At 36.2% G+C, this 19,845-nt stretch carries 19 protein-coding genes; all 19 read right to left on the bottom strand.

The genetic code is table 11. The features are described 5' to 3' along the window. Nucleotides 1-309: 309 nt before the first annotated feature. The 19 genes from ACKU4N_RS09045 to ACKU4N_RS08955 all read right to left on the bottom strand — a co-directional run bounded on the left by ACKU4N_RS09045 (nt 310) and on the right by ACKU4N_RS08955 (nt 19,725). Entirely contained in the window at nt 310-1,881 is a 1,572-nt protein-coding gene (locus ACKU4N_RS09045; RefSeq protein ID WP_321322582.1) for a fibrobacter succinogenes major paralogous domain-containing protein, read from the bottom strand. A gap of 10 nt (nt 1,882-1,891) precedes the next feature. Next, nucleotides 1,892-2,386, bottom strand: coding sequence for a hypothetical protein (locus ACKU4N_RS09040; protein ID WP_321322581.1), 495 nt, complete (start codon nt 2,384-2,386; stop codon nt 1,892-1,894). A gap of 152 nt (nt 2,387-2,538) precedes the next feature. Beyond that, entirely contained in the window at nt 2,539-2,919 is a 381-nt protein-coding gene (locus ACKU4N_RS09035; protein ID WP_407937244.1) for a methyltransferase family protein, read from the bottom strand. A gap of 375 nt (nt 2,920-3,294) precedes the next feature. Further along, nucleotides 3,295-3,942 (bottom strand): HAD family hydrolase, encoded by a 648-nt coding sequence (locus tag ACKU4N_RS09030; RefSeq protein ID WP_321322580.1) that lies wholly within the window; start codon nt 3,940-3,942, stop codon nt 3,295-3,297. Beyond that, the gene (locus tag ACKU4N_RS09025; RefSeq protein ID WP_321322579.1) at nt 3,929-4,546 is read right to left on the bottom strand and encodes a sugar O-acetyltransferase; all 618 of its coding nucleotides are present in this window, start codon (nt 4,544-4,546) and stop codon (nt 3,929-3,931) included. The genes ACKU4N_RS09030 and ACKU4N_RS09025 overlap by 14 nt, the downstream gene beginning before the upstream one ends. Nucleotides 4,547-4,611: 65 nt before the next feature. Further along, the gene (locus tag ACKU4N_RS09020) at nt 4,612-5,190 is read right to left on the bottom strand and encodes a Crp/Fnr family transcriptional regulator (RefSeq protein WP_321322578.1); all 579 of its coding nucleotides are present in this window, start codon (nt 5,188-5,190) and stop codon (nt 4,612-4,614) included. Nucleotides 5,191-5,283: 93 nt separating this feature from the next. Then, nucleotides 5,284-5,601, bottom strand: coding sequence for a cupin domain-containing protein (locus ACKU4N_RS09015; protein ID WP_321322577.1), 318 nt, complete (start codon nt 5,599-5,601; stop codon nt 5,284-5,286). A 125-nt stretch (nt 5,602-5,726) separates the two neighbouring features. After that, nucleotides 5,727-7,118, bottom strand: coding sequence for an MFS transporter (locus ACKU4N_RS09010; RefSeq protein ID WP_321322576.1), 1,392 nt, complete (start codon nt 7,116-7,118; stop codon nt 5,727-5,729). Between the two features lie 451 nt (nt 7,119-7,569). Continuing rightward, nucleotides 7,570-8,031, bottom strand: a complete 462-nt coding sequence (locus ACKU4N_RS09005; protein ID WP_321322575.1) for an SRPBCC family protein — start codon at nt 8,029-8,031, stop codon at nt 7,570-7,572. Nucleotides 8,032-8,042: 11 nt separating this feature from the next. After that, nucleotides 8,043-8,645 (bottom strand): glycerol-3-phosphate 1-O-acyltransferase PlsY, encoded by a 603-nt coding sequence (plsY, locus tag ACKU4N_RS09000; RefSeq protein WP_321322574.1) that lies wholly within the window; start codon nt 8,643-8,645, stop codon nt 8,043-8,045. Then, nucleotides 8,642-9,103, bottom strand: coding sequence for a peroxiredoxin (locus ACKU4N_RS08995; RefSeq protein ID WP_321322573.1), 462 nt, complete (start codon nt 9,101-9,103; stop codon nt 8,642-8,644). Before ACKU4N_RS08995 ends, plsY begins: the two co-directional genes overlap by 4 nt. A 93-nt stretch (nt 9,104-9,196) precedes the next feature. Then, nucleotides 9,197-9,472 carry a hypothetical protein gene (locus ACKU4N_RS08990; RefSeq protein ID WP_321322572.1) on the bottom strand — a complete coding sequence of 92 codons (276 nt, stop codon included), beginning with the start codon at nt 9,470-9,472 and terminating at the stop codon, nt 9,197-9,199. A 6-nt stretch (nt 9,473-9,478) separates the two neighbouring features. Then, nucleotides 9,479-10,255, bottom strand: a complete 777-nt coding sequence (locus ACKU4N_RS08985) for a DUF1295 domain-containing protein (RefSeq protein ID WP_321322571.1) — start codon at nt 10,253-10,255, stop codon at nt 9,479-9,481. 10 nt (nt 10,256-10,265) lie between these two features. After that, on the bottom strand, nt 10,266-12,065 hold the full coding sequence (locus ACKU4N_RS08980) for a DAK2 domain-containing protein (protein WP_321322570.1): 1,800 nt from the start codon (nt 12,063-12,065) through the stop codon (nt 10,266-10,268). A 5-nt stretch (nt 12,066-12,070) separates the two neighbouring features. Beyond that, nucleotides 12,071-12,478: a DUF2177 family protein gene (locus tag ACKU4N_RS08975; RefSeq protein WP_321322569.1), complete on the bottom strand. Its 408-nt coding sequence runs from the start codon at nt 12,476-12,478 to the stop codon at nt 12,071-12,073. Between the two features lie 940 nt (nt 12,479-13,418). Further along, nucleotides 13,419-13,910: a HEPN domain-containing protein gene (locus tag ACKU4N_RS08970; protein ID WP_321322568.1), complete on the bottom strand. Its 492-nt coding sequence runs from the start codon at nt 13,908-13,910 to the stop codon at nt 13,419-13,421. Continuing rightward, nucleotides 13,903-15,039, bottom strand: coding sequence for a GmrSD restriction endonuclease domain-containing protein (locus ACKU4N_RS08965; protein ID WP_321322567.1), 1,137 nt, complete (start codon nt 15,037-15,039; stop codon nt 13,903-13,905). The genes ACKU4N_RS08970 and ACKU4N_RS08965 overlap by 8 nt, the downstream gene beginning before the upstream one ends. Before the next feature lie 2,321 nt (nt 15,040-17,360). Further along, nucleotides 17,361-17,810, bottom strand: a complete 450-nt coding sequence (locus tag ACKU4N_RS08960; protein WP_321322566.1) for a GNAT family N-acetyltransferase — start codon at nt 17,808-17,810, stop codon at nt 17,361-17,363. 874 nt (nt 17,811-18,684) lie between these two features. Further along, a complete protein-coding gene (locus tag ACKU4N_RS08955; RefSeq protein WP_321322565.1) occupies nt 18,685-19,725 on the bottom strand; it encodes a serine hydrolase domain-containing protein in 1,041 nt (346 codons plus the stop codon). Nucleotides 19,726-19,845 lie beyond the last annotated feature (120 nt).

The raw sequence follows: 19,845 nt of genomic DNA, 5'->3' as shown, positions 1-19,845 counted from the left end.
TGCATTTTGAAACCGACTTTAATGCAATCCATAAAATCACTTTGTAAAATCATTGGTTCAAATTTATCAGCAAACCAAAAAGCAATCTTAAAAGTATCTTTTAGAACCCTTATCCGGAATAAGGTTTTTTTTAAAATTAAATCGTTCGAAAAAGCTATAAGAATTTAGCAAAAGCTAAGGATGTAAACCTATACAATCTCATTTATTATGAATCACCTGCCGGCAGCACCAAGCGAATGATATGAATCAACCGCATGTTTCCTCCTAATAAACACAGAAAAGGCCCGGAAATTAAAGAAAGAATGAACTTTAATCTTTTACACACCGCACTGAAAGACCAGTTTGTTTGATATATTCCTGCTTATTGATGGATTGATAGGAATCGAATAAATAATAACCGTAAGCATTTTCTCCATCAACAGGAGCAGTACTCCAAAACATTCCCAGGCTTTGAATGGGGTACGAATATCCAGGCGAAGCACTTTGAGCTCCTCCGGGCAATGCCGTGAACCCGCTGCTATTCGTTGCAAAATCATTATTTGCTTGCCAGTGTGCTGTTCCTGTTTCTTTCAATTTATTGCCGGCAAAATCACTGCCCCCCAAGAAAGTAATAAGTGTTTGCCATTCTGTATCGCTCGGAACATGCCATCCTGAAGGACAGACATTACGGGAATCGATTACGGCAAACCAATTGTACAATTTACCATATGGCACTTCATAATCAGGAATATTTTCATGATAGCTCCAGGCTCCGGATGTGGCATTCTGCCAATCGTCATCATTAATAATATTGGGGATATTTTCGCCATTGGCATATTTTGTGGTTCTAAGATTTTCGGTCAACCAGATTTGTGAACCAATGCTTACAGATGAGTATGGATTCCCATCCAGATCATATACTGCTGCATCAGGCATGGTAATTACTAATTCATTTCCATATCCGGTACCCGCAATATTGGTCGCATAACTTCTTATATAGTAAGTCGTTGCCGGCAATAGTCCATATGGATCGCTGGTAAAAGATGTATAAACGAGTTGGTCTTCGGTTTTACTATCAGCAATAGTCGGTGATGGATTAGTACTCCAGCAAACTCCTGCATTCAAGATCAGCCCCTGCGAAATCATATCCCCGCCGGTAGAAATCACAAAAGTTCCTGCGTTGATTATTTCCTTGGTTGTAAGCTGAGGGTATCCCAAGGTGATGAATTCATAGTTGCTGCTGTAAAAAACTTCGATATCGGTAGCCGCATAGGCGCGGGCATAATATCTTGTGCCTGGTGCAAGTCCGGTAATGGTAGTTTCGAAAATTCCTGTACCATTTCCTGCATCGGTTTTACTATCGCTAATGGTAGGATTCTGTGAGGTGCTCCAGCAGGCTCCTCTTGAAGTAATCGTTTGATTCGATTCAATACGTCCTCTCATAAATGCCTGATTGCCTGTAATATCACCAAAATCCATAATCACAGCCTCGGTAAAAGGCAGCGGTTCCAATGTGATGGATAAAACATTTCCATACCCGATGCCTGCGCCATTAATGGCATAAGCCCTAATGTAATAAGTATTATCGGGATCCAGGTTTAGAATTGTGGTAAAATCCGAATTACCAACACCATCCATCGTGAAAAAATCCTGCATTGTTGGAGTATTGTTCAGACTCATGCAAATACCTTTTTGAAAAATCTCTGCATCGCCATTGTCTGTTATATTTCCACCGCTTGTTATCGTAACTGCATCAACAAGCTCAATTTGCTGTGTGGTGAGTTCCGGAGGGGAAGGATTTTCAAAACAGGAATTCAGAAATACACTTAGGCAAACTATTACAAGCGCAACAAGACCTGCTTTAGATCTGTATTTATTCCATATGCTTAGTTCTGGATTCATTTCCTTGAATTCAAAATTTTAAATGATAACCAATACTAAAAAGAACAGGCAAGGGATCTTTAATTTCATAACCAATCATTTCAAGATCATCAACTGCATCTTTGTAGACTTGAGGTCGAAACGGCAGCAGTACTTCAGCACATAAAAATGATTTTTCCTTTAATTTGAATTCAACACCAAGACCTGTTGAAAAGCCATAATAAGTAGTTTTGCTTTCCATTGCAATGGCATCTACAATCAATACCGTATTGTATCCATACATGCCGGTTAAATATGCGCTCAGTCTTTTTTGGGATGGCAAATGAAACTGTACTCCCATATTATATCCCTGTGCATCCAGGTTATATCCCAGAGAACCAAACAAACCAATTTGATTGATAGGTTTGTAGGTAAATCGTGCGCCTAATCCACCGTAACTCAATCCCCCACCGACACCAATATCTCCGTAAGTTGAGGATTGTCCGTGCGATACTGAAACACCCAGCAGCATACTGACTACAAACATCAGAAAACACTTTTTCCGCAGAAATTGAGAAAGCATCCTTTTCATGGCGAAATACATTAATGCACTCAAAAAGTTAATGATAATTATTGAGACTTCAATGTTTTTTATTCAGCCGGGCATTGGTAAAAAAAGCAACAGGCAAAGTTGTTTTTTTAAAATATGTATGGTATAAACATTTTACTTCTTTTCATGTATTCAATATACTTTTTACCAAAAAAAACAAGACATTCCTTCTCCTCAAATATGGCTGTGAGATACAGAAATATTGTTGACAATACGGAGACACATAAAAGTTCAATCGTGAGGTTTTTAAAGAAAATCCCCCAAGTCAGGAATAGCAATGAAGAATAAAGTGGATGCCGGATGTATTTAAAAATCCCTTTGTCTATTATTTCAGTTGTTTTTTCAAATTGATAAAGTGTATTTTCTTTTCTGTTTCTTTCTGGCTTCCCTACTTTTCTGATAAGCATCACTCCCATAATAACCAGATAACCTGATATTATAAGGAAAAGCCAAGAAAATATTTGATTCATGGAAAAAGGATATTCAAACCAGTATTTGTAGTTGGCAGCAAAAAGCCATGCTATACACTCCCAACTAAAAAATCTATAAAAACCATGACTTTTAATCGTAAATATTGTTCTCCACGAAACAACAATTATGGGTATGCTCAAAGTCAAAAAAATAATAATTCTATCCATTTGCTTACTATTTTAGTATCCGCCTTTTTACAATTTCGCCGAACGTCAAGTATAAAAACAATAGTCAAATGCAGGATTCATCCCTGCCAGATTGCTAAAAAACCGAAACAAACTTCAGTCTTGAATTTACAAATAAAACAACTGTTATTTTACACCTTATTGATTGCAGCCTATACTAAAACAAGCATTTGCCTTGAATGACCAAAATTAAATCCTGGAATTTATCCAGTCGGTAAAGTCACCGGTACTATAAAATAATTCTTCCGGATTCAACTCTGCAAGTTTCTCCGGTTCGGATGAAAGTGCCCATGCTGCAGCTGCAATTGGAATGCCGGCATTTTTACAAACAACAATATCACTTGGAGCATCGCCAACATAAATTACTTCATTCTTGTTTACATCCTTAAAGTAATTTAAAACAGCAGTGATTCCTTCCGGTTTTCGTGGCCCAATTGGATGTCCGGTTTCAATTGTTTCAAATAAATGAGAAATACCAAATTTCTGTAATGAAATATTTGTACTGTATTTCCCTTTGCCGGTAACCATGGCAAGTCTGATATTTCTATCTTTTAAATCAGCCAACAGGTTTACTATTCCATTAAAAGGTTTTGGGCACATTTCGTGGAGCTGCTCATAATAACACAAGTAACGCGAAATGCCTTCCGGGTAATTGTTGGGAGCCAATGCCATTATTGTTCCTTCCTCCGAGGGGCCGAAGGTTGCAATTATTTCTTCATCAGAAATTGATCTGCCAATAAGCGGTTCTATTGATTTTCTGAAAGCTTTAATACACAATGGCAAAGTATCGCCAATAGTTCCGTCGAGATCAAAAATTACAGCTTTAATCTTTTCCATGCTTTCTGTTTTGCTCATTTATTTTTCGGATAATTCTACATGGATTACCAACCGCTACACAATTTTCGGGAATCGATTTGGTCACAACGCTTCCTGCTCCAATCACAGAATTTTTCCCGATTGTTACTCCGGGTAAAATAATTACGCCTCCTCCAATCCATACATTGTCCTCAATTTTTACGGGCAGTGCATAAGTTCTAAAGAATGGAAGTTCTGAACCGGGATCCCAATCAGTTACCAAACGATCGTTTACATCTGTTGAATGAGTTGCCGTATAAATCTGCACATTGGAAGCGATCAACACATTGTTTCCAATTTCAATTCTATTACAGTCAACAAATGTGCAGTTGATATTAATAATTACATTGGTGCCAACAAAAATATGCTTGCCGTAGTCGCAGTAAAAAGGCGTATCGATATTTACATTATCACCTACTTTCCCAAACAGTTCACGCAAAATATCCTTTCGGTTTCCGGCATCAGTGCTTGCTGTCGCATTATAGATTTTTGTTAATTTCCGAGCCTTGTGTATCAGACTTTGATTTTCCTCGTTGGATGTGTTAAAGACTTCGCCATCCAAACATTTTTGCATTTCAGTTTTCATTTCATTTGTTTTTGAAATTCAAAAATAGAGAAGAACAATCAATTAATTTTTCATCTATCTTAAAATCATCCATTCGCCCGTATGGTACTTAAATGTTGTTGGGTCATCCCCAAATAAGAAGCAATGTATCCCAAATTTACCCGATTAGACAAATCAGGATTTTCGTTGTAAAACTTTTCGTAGCGGGCTTTTGATGATAAGCTTAACCTGTCGATACGCAGGTTCTGCATTTTCAGCAACACTTCCTGATGAATGGTACGGGACCAGTTTGCCATGTCAATGTTCGTTTTGTACAAGTCATTTAAAGCATCAATGGGCAGGGTAAATACGCATGAATCTTCAAGAAGCTCAACAAAATCGAATCCTGGAATTCGATGATACAATGAATTTGAAGAAAAGGTAATATCACCTTCCCGGCTAAACCAATTGGTAATTTCTTTCCCGTCAACTAAAAAATATGTTCGCATACATCCCTGCTCGATAAAGTATACAAAATTATCTTTAACCCCTGCTTTGGTCAGCAAATGATGTTTCGGCAGATGAGTTTCGGTTAATAAACCAGCCAGTGTTTCAATCGAATCATCAGATACCGGATAATATCGTCTGATCCCTTTGATAATATTTTCAATCTTATTCAGCTCCATTTATCTCATAAAAAAGGCATCAGGGATTAACCGGTTAGGGGCTTCAGTTCTATTCTGTCCCGCATGCGATAAATCCCATAAATACCATACCATTTACAAATAGTCAAGTCTGGGAGGCGTAAATACGTCGATTACCTCCCCACCAACAATGACCTCCCAGCGATGCTTAACATTTTCGGGAATACAGTATGAATCACCCGATTTTAGCCGTTCGGAGAACTGCCCGAATTGAATGCAGTATTCTCCTGAGATCACGTATCCACTTTGTTCATTAGGATGAGAATGGAAAGGAACTGTATCACCAATTTTATAATTCATCTTGGTCACCATAGATTTCTCTCCGGTTGCCAGAACCTCAAATTCCACACCTTTAAATTCTCTTTTTTTCGATTGATCCGATTTAATTATCATACGAGAAAATTTAACTATATAAACTAATGCATCACTGTATACAAACTTAGGAAAAGTCCTTTTAACTTTGGCATCACGCAGGAATAAATTGAAGTTTACCAATTTTCAGGATCATCCCCTAAAACTTAATTGCCGGTCGTTTTCCGCCTGCCAACCAACGATGTAAAAATTCCGATTACACACAAAACTGTAAAACTAATGACAATCACTCTCATGCTCAACATGAATGAATCCAGATTGCCGGCATGAATTTTAGCATCTCCCAAAAAAATATGTATGGAAAGGGCTGCAACAGCCATACTAAACATCATTCCGGTGGTTCGCATGGTAGCAACAGTAGCCGATGCAAGTCCTAAAAAACGTTTTTCCACCGAACTCATTACTGAGTTTGTATTGGGCGATGAAAACATCCCAAAACCAAATCCTAAAATCAGTAAAGCAAAAACAATATAGGCATAAGATGTTTCTTTGCTGATAAAAGTAAGTAGTAAGAGCCCTGCTGCGCTTATACCCATTCCTATGGATGCCAAAATCCGCGGGTCTTTTGTATCCGACAATTTGCCGGAGAATGATGCTACTACAGCCATCACTACAGGTTGTGCAATTAAAATAAAACCTGCCTCTTTGGGCGATAAGCCTTTCACGTACTGCAGATACAAACTAAAAACGAACGTGATGGCAAAAGTGGCTGCATAATTAATAAAAGCGGATAGATTGGAGAAGGCAAACAACTTGTTTTTGAAGAACAGCTGCATTTCAAAAACCGGGTTTGCTTGTTTTAACTCGTATCTGACAAAAACAATCAGCCCTGCAATTCCCAGGAAAGTGAACAGGATTGCTTCCGTTTTTGGTAAATGCGAAAACCCATACATCAATCCCGAAACGGAAAGCATATAGAGCAAGGTTCCCTGAATGTCGAATTTCGCATTGTTGGGAACGGCCCATTCGGCTTTAATTTTTGTGATTATTGCCAGTATGATTAGCAGGACTGCCCCTGCATTAATGAAGAACAAGGAACGCCAGCCCAAGGATTCGGTTAGAATACCGCCCAAAACCGGAGCAATGGATAAACCTACGTAAACGGCCATTACATTTAATCCAATCATTTTACCACGTTCGTGAGGTTCGAAAGCCGATATTACAATGGCCATGTTCGAGGCAAATATGCCTGCCGCGCCAATTCCCTGCAATAAACGACCCAGGATTAGCATTTCGGAAGAAAAAGAAAAAGCACAAAATAAAGTGGACAAAGCAAATAATACATTGCTGGACAAAAACATTTTCATTCGCCCCCAATTGTCGCTTACTTTACCAAAAGGGACTAAAAATACCGACGAAGCCAACAAAAAGGACATACTCACCCAACTTAAACCCACTGCCGACATCGACAATTCTTCCCCAATTCTGGGTAAAGCCACATTAACGGCAGCTCCCATTAAAGGATTCAGGAAATTGGATGACATGGTAACAGCCAGCAGAATATTTTTATTCAAATTTGGATTTGTTTCTATTATCATTCTCTTTCCAGTGTGTGCAACAGCATAAATTTAAATGTTTTTTCTTGAATCTGTAATTTTGTTTTTGCAGCCATTTTTTAGATGGACAACTTGCTTTGGTTCAGGAACGACTTTGTTCAGTCATTTGATAACTTTGTCATTTCATTTGGAAGCTTTGTTCAGTCATTTGATGACTTTGTGAAGTTCAGGAACGACTTGGTTTTTTCATTTGATAGCTTTCTTTTCTCATTGGGAAGTACTCTTCAATCATTTCATGAATTACTTCGGTTCAGGAACGGCTTGGTTTTTTCATTTGATAGCTCTCTTTTCTCATTGGGAAGTACTCTTCAATCATTTCATGAATTACTTCGGTTCAGGAACGGCTTGGTTTTTTCATTTGGGAGCTCTCTTTTCTCATTGGGAAGCACTCTTCAATCATTTGATGAATTACTTCGGTTCAAGAACTCGATTCTCATAAGGGATATATTTTTTCGAGCGCTTTGGTTCGGTAATCAAATATGTCATTTAATGTATTTCTAATAATCAGGGCATTGGCAATTCTCCCCAGCACACCAAAAGGAGGCTGATAACTCACAATATCTTTCATTAGTACACCATTTTCTTTGGGCATAATAATGTGCTGATGGTGCCACAATTTATAGGGGCCAACTCTTTGTTCATCTACAAAATAAAATTTCTCTTTAAGATGCGTGATTTCGGTAACCCAGTTGGTTGGAATACCCAGCAATGGGCGAACGGTATAACGGATAATCATTCCCTCATAAATTTTATCTGGTAGATTTGGGGTTCGGATATCGAAACCCATATTCTCCGGGGTGATTTTTTTCAGATTCTGCGGCGAACTGATAAAATCCCATATTTCCTCAATGGTGGCTTTAATAAATTGTTCCTTTTGAAATTGATAAAATGACATACGTTTTCTTTTTAAGATGAAAGTTCCTCTTGATTTAATAAGCGGCTTATATTTGCTTTGTGCATGAGAATAATTAGAACCATACATGCCAGCAGATAGTAAAAAGCGGAGGTAAACCCGTGAAAGACTAATTCGGTAAGAGGCAAAAAGATCCCCAACAGCAATGAACCAATTGATACATATTTGAATCGGTTTTTTACAAGAAAATAGATGGCTACTGAAATGAAAACGGAAATTGGAGCAATTAATACGGAAGCCCCGAGTGTGGTATTAACACCTTTCCCGCCTTTGAATTTGAGAAAGATGCTAAAATCGTGCCCGATAATGGCTGCCAAGGCAAGCCAATAAATATAAAATTCGAATCCATCTGTTTTGTTATCAACAAAAAACAGACAAAGAGCAACAGGCAAAAGTCCTTTAAGCATATCCAAAAGCTGGGTGACTATGGCTAATTTTCTACCGGCAATACGACCTACGTTTGTTGAGCCTATATTTCCGCTTCCCATTTCCAAAATATTTTTATCTGTATAATATTTGGTTAAAAGATAGCCGACAGGCACTGAGCCTAATAAATAGGACAGCAAAACAAAACCGATTTTTAAAATATCTATCATTTTATTTCCTGCAGAATTCGTAAAGCCTCGTCAACATGTTTCTCAGCCTGAATTTGCGAGTTAAACATGAATGCTACTTTTCCCTGTTTGTTAATTACATAAGTGACTCTGCCCGGAATCAATCCAAAAAAACCAGCCGGAACACCAAATAATTTGCGCAGCTTATTTCCGGTGTCACTCAGCAAAGTATAATTTAACCGATACTTTTGGGCAAACTTCAGGTGGCTTTCTGCCGATTGTCCGCTAATTCCAATAATCATGGCATCGGCATCGGCAAACACTTCAAATTGGTCCCGAAACGAACAAGCTTCTTTTGTGCAGCCCGGACTATCGTCTTTAGGATAAAAATAAATCACCAGATTTTTCTTGCCCAATACCGAATCGAGCGAAAACAAGTTTCCGTTCTGGTCGCTTAATTCAAATGGGGGAACACTGCTCCCTAAGGTTATTTTTTTCATCTGTTTATAATTTTAAGTTTTCGTCAGATGGAAAACTTACCATATAATCATCTCCCTGTGTGTAGAAAGCTTTATACATGAACGTTTCATGTTTTAAGAATTTGTGTCGAAAGCTAAATAAGCAATAAAAAGCAGTAAATAAATGGTCAGATAAAACAGATCAAAGTTTCTGAACTTTTTATAGTCCGGATTATCGGGAAAGATATTCCCCACAAGCCCTTTTATTTCTTTTAAAAACACCGGTTTACTATTAATCACCCAACTATCTGTTTGATAAACCATTTTACGGAACCTGCTTCTGCAGCAAGTCAATGGTAAGACCCAAACTACAAAAAGTATCAACCAGATATTTTTAATGATAAAATCCATTGGCAGTTATTCTTTAGGAAACCATGGGAAAAATGAACTTGTTTTTTGAATGTATTCGTGGTATTCCGGTTTTGACTTGTTCAGCGTTTTTTCGAGTAAGGCCACACCTGAAACTTTGATAATCAGCAAAGTCATTACGACCGAACCAATAACCTGCCAATAACTTCCTGCGGCAATACTTAAAAGTGCGTAGGCCCACCACACGGCCGAATCGCCAAAATAATTAGGATGCCGGGTGTATTTCCAAAAGCCGGTATCCAATACCTTTCCTTTGTTTTTAGGATCCCGTTTAAAACGTGACAATTGAAAATCGCCTCCTGCTTCAAAAGCAAAACCAATCAACCAAATTAAAATCCCGAGGTAATCGAAGAAATTTAGGTTTCCTGAATGCTCACTCCGGCTGATTCCTAGTAAAGGCAGCGAAACAAGCATAATTAAAATGCCCTGCAGTAAAAAGGTTTGAAAATAACTGAACCACCAATAACGTTCCGCGCCGTAATTACGTCTGAATTCCTGATACCTAAAATCCTCTCCTTTGCCAATATTTCTGAAGGCAAGGTAAATGGCAAGCCTTAAACCCCAAATGGAAACCAATATCAATATCAGAATTTTTCTGGCATTTAATTCGCCCGACATGAATACATAAAATGCATTAACCACCACAAAACCAAACCCCCAAAAAAGATCAACGATACTTACATTCTTTATCAATATGCTCCAAATCCATAATAGAGTTACCAATACCCAAATAAGCAGGGACACTTGTAAAAACAGAGTCATCATTAGCGAAGTGTTAATGGTTAAACAGCAAAGAAATTGCAATGGCACCATTTCCGGCATGCATTCCAATCACAGGTGAAATATCAACTACCGAAACCGGGGTTTTACCGGTCATCTGTTTCATTTTTTCTTCTGTTTCCAGAGCTCCCTGCGGATTGTGTGCATGAAGTATAATATAGTTCCAAAGCGTTTTTCCGGCACTTATCTTTTTTATGTGCCTGTAAATTTTGTTCAGACTGGCTTTCTGACTAAAGGTTTTTCCAAACAGGACTGATTTTCCATTTTCATCCATTGAAATAACAGGGTTTAAACCAAGTGCACTTGCGATTATCCCTTTTGGTTTGGAAACCCGTCCCCCTCTAATCATGTATTTTAAATCTCTGACACTCACAAATATCTTAGATTGAATCACATCCTTTTCAAGAGATTCTACAAGAGATTCCAAAGACTCCCCAATTTCAATGTTTTGTGCCGTTTTCAGCACCAGCAATCCCAATGCCCCCGATAAATTTTTTGAATCGATTACATGAACAGGTTTGTTAAATTCTTTTTTAATTCGTTCACCGGCTTTAGCACTATTGCCATAAGTTCCGCTAAACTGACTGGTAAGATGCACTGCTATAACAGCATCGTAATGCGATGCCAAATGCGAATACAAATTGGTAAAAGCCTGTTCGTTTATTTGAGATGTTTTGGGAAATTCGGCATGTGTTTCGAGTAAATCGTAAAACTGATTGGGTTGAATGGTTACTTTATCCAGATAATGATTGTCTCCAAAATTCAAATTAACCGGAACTACATGAATCTGATAAAAATCAATCAATTCCTGCGATAAATCACAAGTAGAATCGGTTACCAATGCGATGTTCCATTTCCGTTTGGCCGCAACCTCCTGCTGGCGCACCATATCATCAACTTTCTGAAAGGTTATGGTTCCCATATCTTTCAACTGATGAAAAAGCTCAGCCGGATGATTGGTATGAACATGGATGCGGCAAATGTTTTCCGACCCTGCAACAACAACCGAATCACCATTTTTGCTTAATCTATTTTGCAGTTCTGTTTTGCTGCCGGTCAGGTTCTTAATAATTGCTTCAGTGCAAAAACGATGTGTAATTTCGTTATCGCTTATTTCTTCGGTATGAATAAGTGAAATGCTTTCCTTCGATTCTACAACCAAATTACGGATGTTTTGCTTTTTTATAAATTCAATAATGCCTTTAATAAATAAAACAAAACCTTTGGCTCCTGCATCAACAAATTTTGATTTGTTTAGTACTTTCAGTTTTAAGGTAGTCTCGGCCAATGATTTCTCCAGCACTACAACCGAATCAATGATTACATTTTTAAAATCGTGAATGGCGTCTTTTTTAGTCGTAAGAAAGTCAGACCACTCTTTAATAACGGTTAACATGGTTCCTTCAACAGGGTTGGCAACGGCATCGTAAATGTAGGGGATTGATTTATTCACACTTTCGGCAAATTCGCGAAGGTTAATAATGGGCTTGTTCAAAGTTTCCCTGCTCAAACCGTGCAAAAACTGAGCGAAAATAACACCCGAATTACCCCGGGCGCCCATTAAGGCAGCATCTGCAATATTATTTACTGTGGTTTTATACGATTTATCAGGTTCTATATTATCAATTACTGAACGAATTGTAGATGCAAGATTGGTACCTGTATCTTTATCATTTACCGGAAAAACATTAATTCTATTTATTTCCACTTGATTTTGAAGTATCTGATTTCCCCCGGCAATAAATGCATAGTAAAGAAACTTTCCGTTGATATGAGGTGTTTTTGTATTGAACATTTCTTTTAACTTAAGCATTTTACAATGTAAAAACCCGAAAAACTAACAAGCGCAGAAAGAACCGCCCCCCAAATGATATCAATAATAACAATTGGCAGCGGCCAATCTTTAAGTGTAGCTAAATTTGTCAGGTCGTAGGTGGCATAGGTAAAAAAACCAAATAAAGCCCCCATCAGAACAGCATGATATACCGAGCCTTTATTTACTGCCGGGTAAATTGCGAAAATTGAAATTCCGGCAACATAAATAAAATAAAAGATGAATGCTGCAGTCCAATTAACATCATCGGCTAAAAAGCCACCCAGAAATTTTCGGTAAATGCTTTTTGCGATAACGCCAAGCCATAGCATATCTACCATCAAAAAAACAACAAACGTAAGCAGGTAACTAAAAACGACACCAATTATATTCATTTTAATTTCTTGTTAAAATTTTAGCACTCCCCCATTTTCAGCATCAAATTATTTTTAAAATGTAATTTTAACTTCCTTCATTTATTAACAGAAGCCAAACACATGAATATATATGTTAGTAAGTTAACAAGATTTTTGGAATATAGGTTCTGTTTCCGCAGTTCTATTTAAGCCGGCAAAACGGAACAAAAAGCATCTTCAAATCACAATTGTTTTTTAGGCTGATTTTTCTTCGCTGATCTCCTCTTTACCGTTTAAAGAGTGCGCAAACGGGCATAACCATACTTACATTTGTGATGCTTCAATCTAATTTCATTTGGAAGCTTTGTTCAGTCATTTGATGACTTGGTAAGTTCACGGACGACTTAGTAAAGTCATTTGATGACTCAGTGAAGCTCAAGAATCACTTTGCAATTTCATTTGATCACTTGGCGAAGTTCAAGAACCACTTTGCAATTTCATTTGATCACTCAGTGAAGCTCAAGAACTACTTTGTAATTTCATTTGATCACTTGGTGAAGCTCAGGGACAACTTGGTGAAGTCATTTTACTGCTTGGTGAAGTTCAGGGACGACTTGATGAAGTCATTTTACTGCTTGGTGAAGCTCAGGAACCACTTTGTAATTTCATTTGATCACTTGGTGAAGCTCAAGAATGACTTTGTTTTTTCATTGGAAAAACCGTTCTCAGGAAATTCCCTTGCTCCCAATTCAAATGCAAATCTAGAATGATTATACATAATCGGAATTATCCCGAAATGCCCCGCTTTTAGCGGAATAATGAACATAAATAAAAAGACCCGGATGGGTCTTTTTTAGAATCATTTTTTTTTGGTTGTGGGATTTTGTCCTATTTAGTTACAGGAAAATTGAAGTGTGGTGCAAGCCTTTAGTTTTAGACTGAGCCGACTACTATTTTTATGCATTATTAGGGCTGATATTTACTCATTAACCACTTCGTCTAATAATTTTAAAACTTCAACTGTATCTCCAAAATAGGTTCTAATATTCTCGAAAGAAGAAACAGGTGTCCTGCCGTGAGCAAACGTATTTCTTGCAGTATTAAGTGAATCTAATGATGACTTTATTCTTTGATTATGTTCATGCTGACTTAATTTGTCTTTAAATAAGTCATTCCACGCTGGGTCAAATTTCTTTAAAGTTTTACAAATATTGTCCAAGCTAGGATTCATAGAGCTGTTTCTAATAGTATTGTCTACGTAATTCACTATTTGTGAACTTTGACCTGAATGAATATCCGAAATAATAGTTTTGAAACAAAATTCTGCAGTTCCACAAGATTTTACAATTGCATAATTTGTTAAAAACGGAACAATTGAACTCATATGACCATGTCCTTCAATCAGGTGAAATATTCGTTGCAATTCATCCTCACAGTTTTCAATTGAAGTTAGCGCTTCTTGATTATTCATAACTAATACCAAATAAATAGTTTAACGCTTTATTAATTCTGCCATGAATATGAGAAATCTGCATTGTACCTTCACTAGAAAATTTTCTAAAATCTGGGTCTTTTAATAAGGCAAGTCTTTTTTCTTCTAAATTTTCAGTTGGCATATCATTTCCTAACTTTTTATGAGCAATAGATATTGCAGGACAAATTGCATCAAAAATTGTTGGGTAAAATCGCTTTCTAATTTTTGTTTCTTCGCCAGATACAATATTGTAAAAAGCGTTGTCTCCAATATATGTATGGACAAAGTTCATGACATAATTGAATTTATCACGCCTTTTTTGGATCGTTTTAGGGCATTGAGATTTAGTGCTACCCATAAACTCATTTAAATACTTTTTCAATGAAATAACAGAAAGATCAGAGGTTCTAATAAAATCTGTATCCAATCCAAGGAATCTTAAAATGAACTCCAAATCCCTCATCCTGGAATCTTCCTCTTCTTTACCAAATAATGTCCGCCAATTTTGATTTTTATTTAAATCAAATAATAGGTCGTTAAAACTACCTTGATTTACGCAGTTTCGGATTTCCTGTGGCATTAAAGCTCTACCCCCAGTATTTATTCTTTCAAATACTTGATATAGACTAGTATCATTATCAGCTGGTGCTCTTTGTTCAAATATAATTGCGTGAATTGTTGTACTTCTAATTCTCCTTTGGTCAGAACTATCAAGTTCATTATAAGCTTTACCTCTCCAACGTTTATTAATTTTTTCAGTATTTGAAAGCTTAAAAACTTTTTTATCCTTAGACCAGATTCCATTAACATAATCTACAACAGTCATAATTCTCTGATAGCCATCAATTATTAGTTTCTTTTCATCTTTCGTATTTGCTAAGAATATACTAGGAACGGGAAGTCCTAATAATATTGATTCAATAAATCTACTAGCTTCAGGTTTTTCCCAAACATACTTTCTTTGAAGCTCTGGTTTCAATAATTCATCTTCATCATACATTGAAATCAGTTCTCTAAATGACAAATCAGCTCCCCAAGAATTTATATTATATAAATCGTCATTAGAATATGAGTCTTCCAAGTCCTCCTTTATTTCCTCAATATTATCGAGTTCATTTTCTATCATAATAGTATTTGTTTATTTATTTCTGAGCGCTCATCCTATTTGCACCTAACGCTTATGAATGTGTATTTATATTTCTTTTATCGATCGTAAAACATACACTTATGAATCTCATAGCGTAGTGTCAATGTATTTATGTCCGTCTATACGACTTTAAGGTGTACTCTTTATGTTTTCGCGCCCTAATCTACGAAACAATAAAGCCCCAACAAAAAAATGTTATAATTATTTTACAGGGCATTATAATTTAAGAATATAAAAATAATGTTGTTTTTTAAAAACCGGAAGGAATTTGTATTGGTTAGCTGAGCAATTGGCAGAGTAATCCAAACCTTAGTTTGCCTATTACTCCCATTGTATTTTATGTGGCTAAAGCCTATTTACTAATTTTAATGCTATCAGTTGGCTAAAGCCAAACTGCAATAGATGTTTTGCTAGGTAGCATTTTATTTCTTCAATCATTTTAATTCCTGGTTATCTGTTGTTTGAAAACAACAGCATTAGATACTCAGCTTTGCTCCTTTCATCAGGAAATGCTTTGTATTTTTTTATCCATTGCAGTTCGGCTTTAGCCAACTGAATTTAAAAGTTTCTCATCTTTTGCTTTAGCATCATTTTCAGTTCTTACCATTCAGCACATGGAATTTGTATTGGTAAGCTAAACAATTGGCAGAGTAATCCAAAGCTTAGTTTACCTATTACTCCTATTGTATTTTATGCGGCTAAAGCCTATTTACTAATTTCATGTTATTAGTTGGCTAAAGCCAAACTGCAACAGATGCTTTGCTAAGTAGCATTTTATTTCTTCAATCATTTTAATTCCTTGTTATCTGTTGTTTGAAAACAACAGCAATAGATACTCAGCCTTGCTCCTTTCATCAGGAAATGCATTGTGTTTTTTTATCCATTGCAGTTTGGCTTTAGCCAACTGAATTTAAAAGTTTCTCATCTTTTGCTTTAGCATCATTTTCAGTTCTTACCATTCAGCACATGGAATTTGCATTAGAAATGCTAAACAATTGGCATATTGGTCCAAACCTTAGTTTGCCTATTACTCCTTTTATGTGGCTAAAGCCTATTTACTAATTTCATGTTATCAGTTGGCTAAAGCCAAACTGCAATAAATGTTTTGCTAAGTAGCATTTTATTTCTTCAATCATTTTAATTCCTGGTTATCTGTTGTTTGAAAACAACAGCAATAGCTACTCAGCTTTGCTCCTTTCATCAGGAAATGCATTGTGTTTTTTTATCCATTGCAGTTCGGTTTTAGCCAACTGAATTTAAAAGTTTCTCATCTTTTGCTTTAGCATCATTTTCATTTCTTACCATTCAGCACATGAAATTTGTATTGGTAAGCTAAGCAATTGGCAGAGTAATCCAAAGCTTAGTTTGCCTATTACTCCTATTGTATTTTATGCGGCTAAAGCCTATTTACTAATTTCATGTTATTAGTTGGCTAAAGCCAAACTGCAACAGATGCTTTGCTAAGTAGCATTTTATTTCTTCAATCATTTTAATTCCTGGTTATCTGCTGTTTGAAAACAACAGCAATAGATACTCAGCCTTGCTCCTTTCATCAGGAAATGCATTGTGTTTTTTTATCCATTGCAGTTTGGCTTTAGCCAACTGAATTTAAAAGTTTCTCATCTTTTGCTTTAGCATCATTTTCAGTTCTTACCATTCAGCACATGGAATTTGTATTGGTAAGCTAAACAATTGGCAGAGTAATCCAAAGCTTAGTTTACCTATTACTCCTATTGTATTTTATGCGGCTAAAGCCTATTTACTAATTTTAACGCTATCAGTTGGCTAAAGCCAAACTGCAACAGATGCTTTGCTAAGTAGCATTTTATTTCTTCAATCATTTTAATTCCTTGTTATCTGTTGTTTGAAAACAACAGCATTAGATACTCAGCTTTGCTCCTTTCATCAGGAAATGCATTGTGTTTTTTTATCCATTGCAGTTTGGCTTTAGCCAACTGAATTTAAAAGTTTCTCATCTTTTGCTTTAGCATCATTTTCAGTTCTTACAATTCAGCACATGAAATTTGTATTGGTAAGCTAAGCAATTGGCAGAGTAATCCAAAGCTTAGTTTACCTATTACTCCTATTGTATTTTATGCGGCTAAAGCCTATTTACTAATTTCATGTTATTAGTTGGCTAAAGCCAAACTGCAACAGATGCTTTGCTAAGTAGCATTTTATTTCTTCAATCATTTTAATTCCTTGTTATCTGTTGTTTGAAAACAACAGCAATCGCTATTTTGCTACTTCTTTTCCTGCCAATACTAATACAAAATATTGTATGCTGTTTTTTAGTTTAATTAAAGCTTTAACTCATATATTCTGGATTCTTCATCCCATGGGTGATACCCTTGTCCAACATATTTAAAGCCATATTTTTCATAGTACTCTATGTGGTCTGTGCACAAATAGATATAATTAAATCCAGCTTTTTTTGCATCAACTTTAGCTTTTTCCATCAACTGAGAACCATAAGCGTTTCCTCTGTGATTTTTTTCAATGAATAATGCACAAATCCATGGATATAAGTCCATTCTACTTATAAAATCATTCGTAATAAGTCCGGCACAACCAATTATTTCATCATCCTTTACCATCAAATACCATTGTGGCAAAGGGTTTTGTGAACTAATACTATGACTTATGCAGTCTTGATATATTATTGGCAACACTGTTTTCCAGCTTCTCTGAAAATATTCTATTGCCATGTCTTTGTATTCAGGATTTTCTCTTATCGAAATAATTTGCATTCTTAAAATTTTATTTTCTTTATACTTAACAAAGTGTATTTGTATTGATTATGCGGCTAAAGCCTATTTATTAATTACATGACATCAGTTGCTTAAAAGCAACTGCAATAGATGCTCAGCTTTTCTCCTTTCATCAGTAAATGCATTGTATTTTTTTATCCATTGCAGTTTGGCTTTAGCCAACTGAATTCAAAATATGCCAATCTTTTGCTTTAGCATCATTTTCAGTTCTTGCAATTCAGCACATGAAATTTGATTTGTATTGTTCAGCTAAGCAATTGGCAGATTAGTCCAAAACTTGGTTTGCATATTTCTACTATACTTTATGTGGCTAAAGCCTATTTACTAATTTTAATGCTATCAGTTGGCTAAAGCCAAACTGCAATAGATGTTTTGCTTAGCATCATTTTACTTCTTCAATCATTTTAATTTCTTGTTATCTCTTGCTCAAAAACAAAAGCAATAGATGCTCAGCTTTGCTCTTTACATCAGTAAATACTTAGTGTTTTTATCCATTGCAGTTTGGCTTTAGCCAACTGAATTCAAAATGTTCCAATCTTTTGCTTTAGCATCATTTTCAGTTCTTGCAATTCAGCACATGAAATTTGTATTGGTAAGCTAAACAATTGGCAGATGTCTCTTTTTTACGAAAAGCAGCATGTTTTCTTTTTCATACTCACTTAACTTGGCGTAGTCTTCAATATGTCTGATTAAATATTCCATTAACTGTTCGTATCTGCTAAAATTTTGCCTAAGGGTAAATTGAATGCTGCTTTGCTGATTGCACGGCACTTTTCTTTCATATTACGAAAAAAACAAAGCCGACTGCTGCCGTTGAATTTACAGCTGTTTCGATTATTGTTTCGATATATTATTACGAGCTTTTTTTACTTCTCACTATTTTTACAATACGATTGTATATGATTTCCGCTAAATTCCAGTCATATCCATCAAAGTTGGTTGTATTATTAAATTGAATGACAACTGTATCAATGTCTTTGTGGTATTTGGCAATACTCTGATAGCCAACAAGCAGACCTGTATGTTCGTACACGTAAATGGAGGAATAGATTTCCTGTTCCCCTTCATTAAACACTGAACCATCATTTAAAGCTCTTAAGAATTTACCCACATCCTCTGCTGTTGCCAGCATTAAACCTGTATATTCTGTTTTTAGATCCTCTTCAACTCCAACGTAATAGCCACTCATCACATTGTTTATATCTACTTCATGAAGCGAACCAAATGTATTGTTGAGCTTGAGAGGTATCAAAATCTCCTCCTTGACATATTGCTGATGACTATAACCAAGCACTTTATCAATAAGATCCTCAATCAACATATAGTTGGTATTTGAATAGCCATAATCTTCACCTGGTTCAAAGTCTGCGGGTAAGTCCAGTGCGTATTCAAGTGTTTCCTGTCTGTTTTTGGGCGGTTTTTTCCAATAATCAGGATGGTCTATAAAATTGGGAATGCCACTTCGATGCTGCACCATCATTCTCAAGGTAATTTTATCAGCATTTTCAATTCTTCCCGCAAGTTCCGGAAAGTAATCAGCGAGTGTTTTATCCAAGGACAAACGTCCTTCTTTGACTAATTTAGCCACAGCAACAGCGATGTATAGCTTGGTAATGCTGGCAATTTTGAATAATGCCTGCGGGCAGGCAGGAATTTTGTTTTTTCGGTCATGCCAGCCTGCGGCATAAAATTCCGGTGGCTTCCCGGCTTGATCTACATAAACAATCATTCCATCAAATCCATGATCAATGGCTTCGTTTACTTGTTCCTGAACCGTATCAGGCAGTGGCAAAATCCAGGCCTTTACCAAAATCCATGGTACGAACCACAAAGAGGATATGCCTGCAAGAATAAATGCTATTCTGAGTATTCGTTTTATTTGTTTCTTTATCACAATGTCATTTTTTTCAGAACAATACACTTCATATCATTTATCTGTTGTTTTCGGTTCGTTGTTATTCATTACCAATTACTCCTAAACGACTTTTGATTTTTACAGGAGATCTTTCACTTC

Source organism: Labilibaculum sp. (assembly GCF_963664555.1).
Lineage (GTDB): Bacteria > Bacteroidota > Bacteroidia > Bacteroidales > Marinifilaceae > Labilibaculum.
Note: the sequence above shows the minus strand (reverse complement) of the source record. Positions and strands in the feature narration are given on the sequence as shown.

Excerpts from the sequence above, each read along its gene's own strand:
- ACKU4N_RS09005 (WP_321322575.1), bottom strand. The coding sequence starts at position 8,031 with ATGTCATTTTATCAATTTCAAAAGGAACAATTTATTAAAGCCACCATT.
- plsY (WP_321322574.1), bottom strand. The coding sequence starts at position 8,645 with ATGATAGATATTTTAAAAATCGGTTTTGTTTTGCTGTCCTATTTATTA.
- ACKU4N_RS08995 (WP_321322573.1), bottom strand. The coding sequence starts at position 9,103 with ATGAAAAAAATAACCTTAGGGAGCAGTGTTCCCCCATTTGAATTAAGC.
- ACKU4N_RS08980 (WP_321322570.1), bottom strand. The coding sequence starts at position 12,065 with ATGTTCAATACAAAAACACCTCATATCAACGGAAAGTTTCTTTACTAT.
- ACKU4N_RS08990 (WP_321322572.1), bottom strand. The coding sequence starts at position 9,472 with ATGGATTTTATCATTAAAAATATCTGGTTGATACTTTTTGTAGTTTGG.
- ACKU4N_RS09020 (WP_321322578.1), bottom strand. The coding sequence starts at position 5,190 with ATGGAGCTGAATAAGATTGAAAATATTATCAAAGGGATCAGACGATAT.
- ACKU4N_RS09010 (WP_321322576.1), bottom strand. The coding sequence starts at position 7,118 with ATGATAATAGAAACAAATCCAAATTTGAATAAAAATATTCTGCTGGCT.
- ACKU4N_RS09045 (WP_321322582.1), bottom strand. The coding sequence starts at position 1,881 with ATGAATCCAGAACTAAGCATATGGAATAAATACAGATCTAAAGCAGGT.
- ACKU4N_RS08970 (WP_321322568.1), bottom strand. The coding sequence starts at position 13,910 with ATGAATAATCAAGAAGCGCTAACTTCAATTGAAAACTGTGAGGATGAA.
- ACKU4N_RS08965 (WP_321322567.1), bottom strand. The coding sequence starts at position 15,039 with ATGATAGAAAATGAACTCGATAATATTGAGGAAATAAAGGAGGACTTG.
- ACKU4N_RS09025 (WP_321322579.1), bottom strand. The coding sequence starts at position 4,546 with ATGAAAACTGAAATGCAAAAATGTTTGGATGGCGAAGTCTTTAACACA.
- ACKU4N_RS09015 (WP_321322577.1), bottom strand. The coding sequence starts at position 5,601 with ATGATAATTAAATCGGATCAATCGAAAAAAAGAGAATTTAAAGGTGTG.
- ACKU4N_RS08975 (WP_321322569.1), bottom strand. The coding sequence starts at position 12,478 with ATGAATATAATTGGTGTCGTTTTTAGTTACCTGCTTACGTTTGTTGTT.
- ACKU4N_RS09030 (WP_321322580.1), bottom strand. The coding sequence starts at position 3,942 with ATGGAAAAGATTAAAGCTGTAATTTTTGATCTCGACGGAACTATTGGC.
- ACKU4N_RS08985 (WP_321322571.1), bottom strand. The coding sequence starts at position 10,255 with ATGATGACTCTGTTTTTACAAGTGTCCCTGCTTATTTGGGTATTGGTA.
- ACKU4N_RS09040 (WP_321322581.1), bottom strand. The coding sequence starts at position 2,386 with ATGTTTGTAGTCAGTATGCTGCTGGGTGTTTCAGTATCGCACGGACAA.
- ACKU4N_RS09035 (WP_407937244.1), bottom strand. The coding sequence starts at position 2,919 with ATGAATCAAATATTTTCTTGGCTTTTCCTTATAATATCAGGTTATCTG.
- ACKU4N_RS08960 (WP_321322566.1), bottom strand. The coding sequence starts at position 17,810 with ATGCAAATTATTTCGATAAGAGAAAATCCTGAATACAAAGACATGGCA.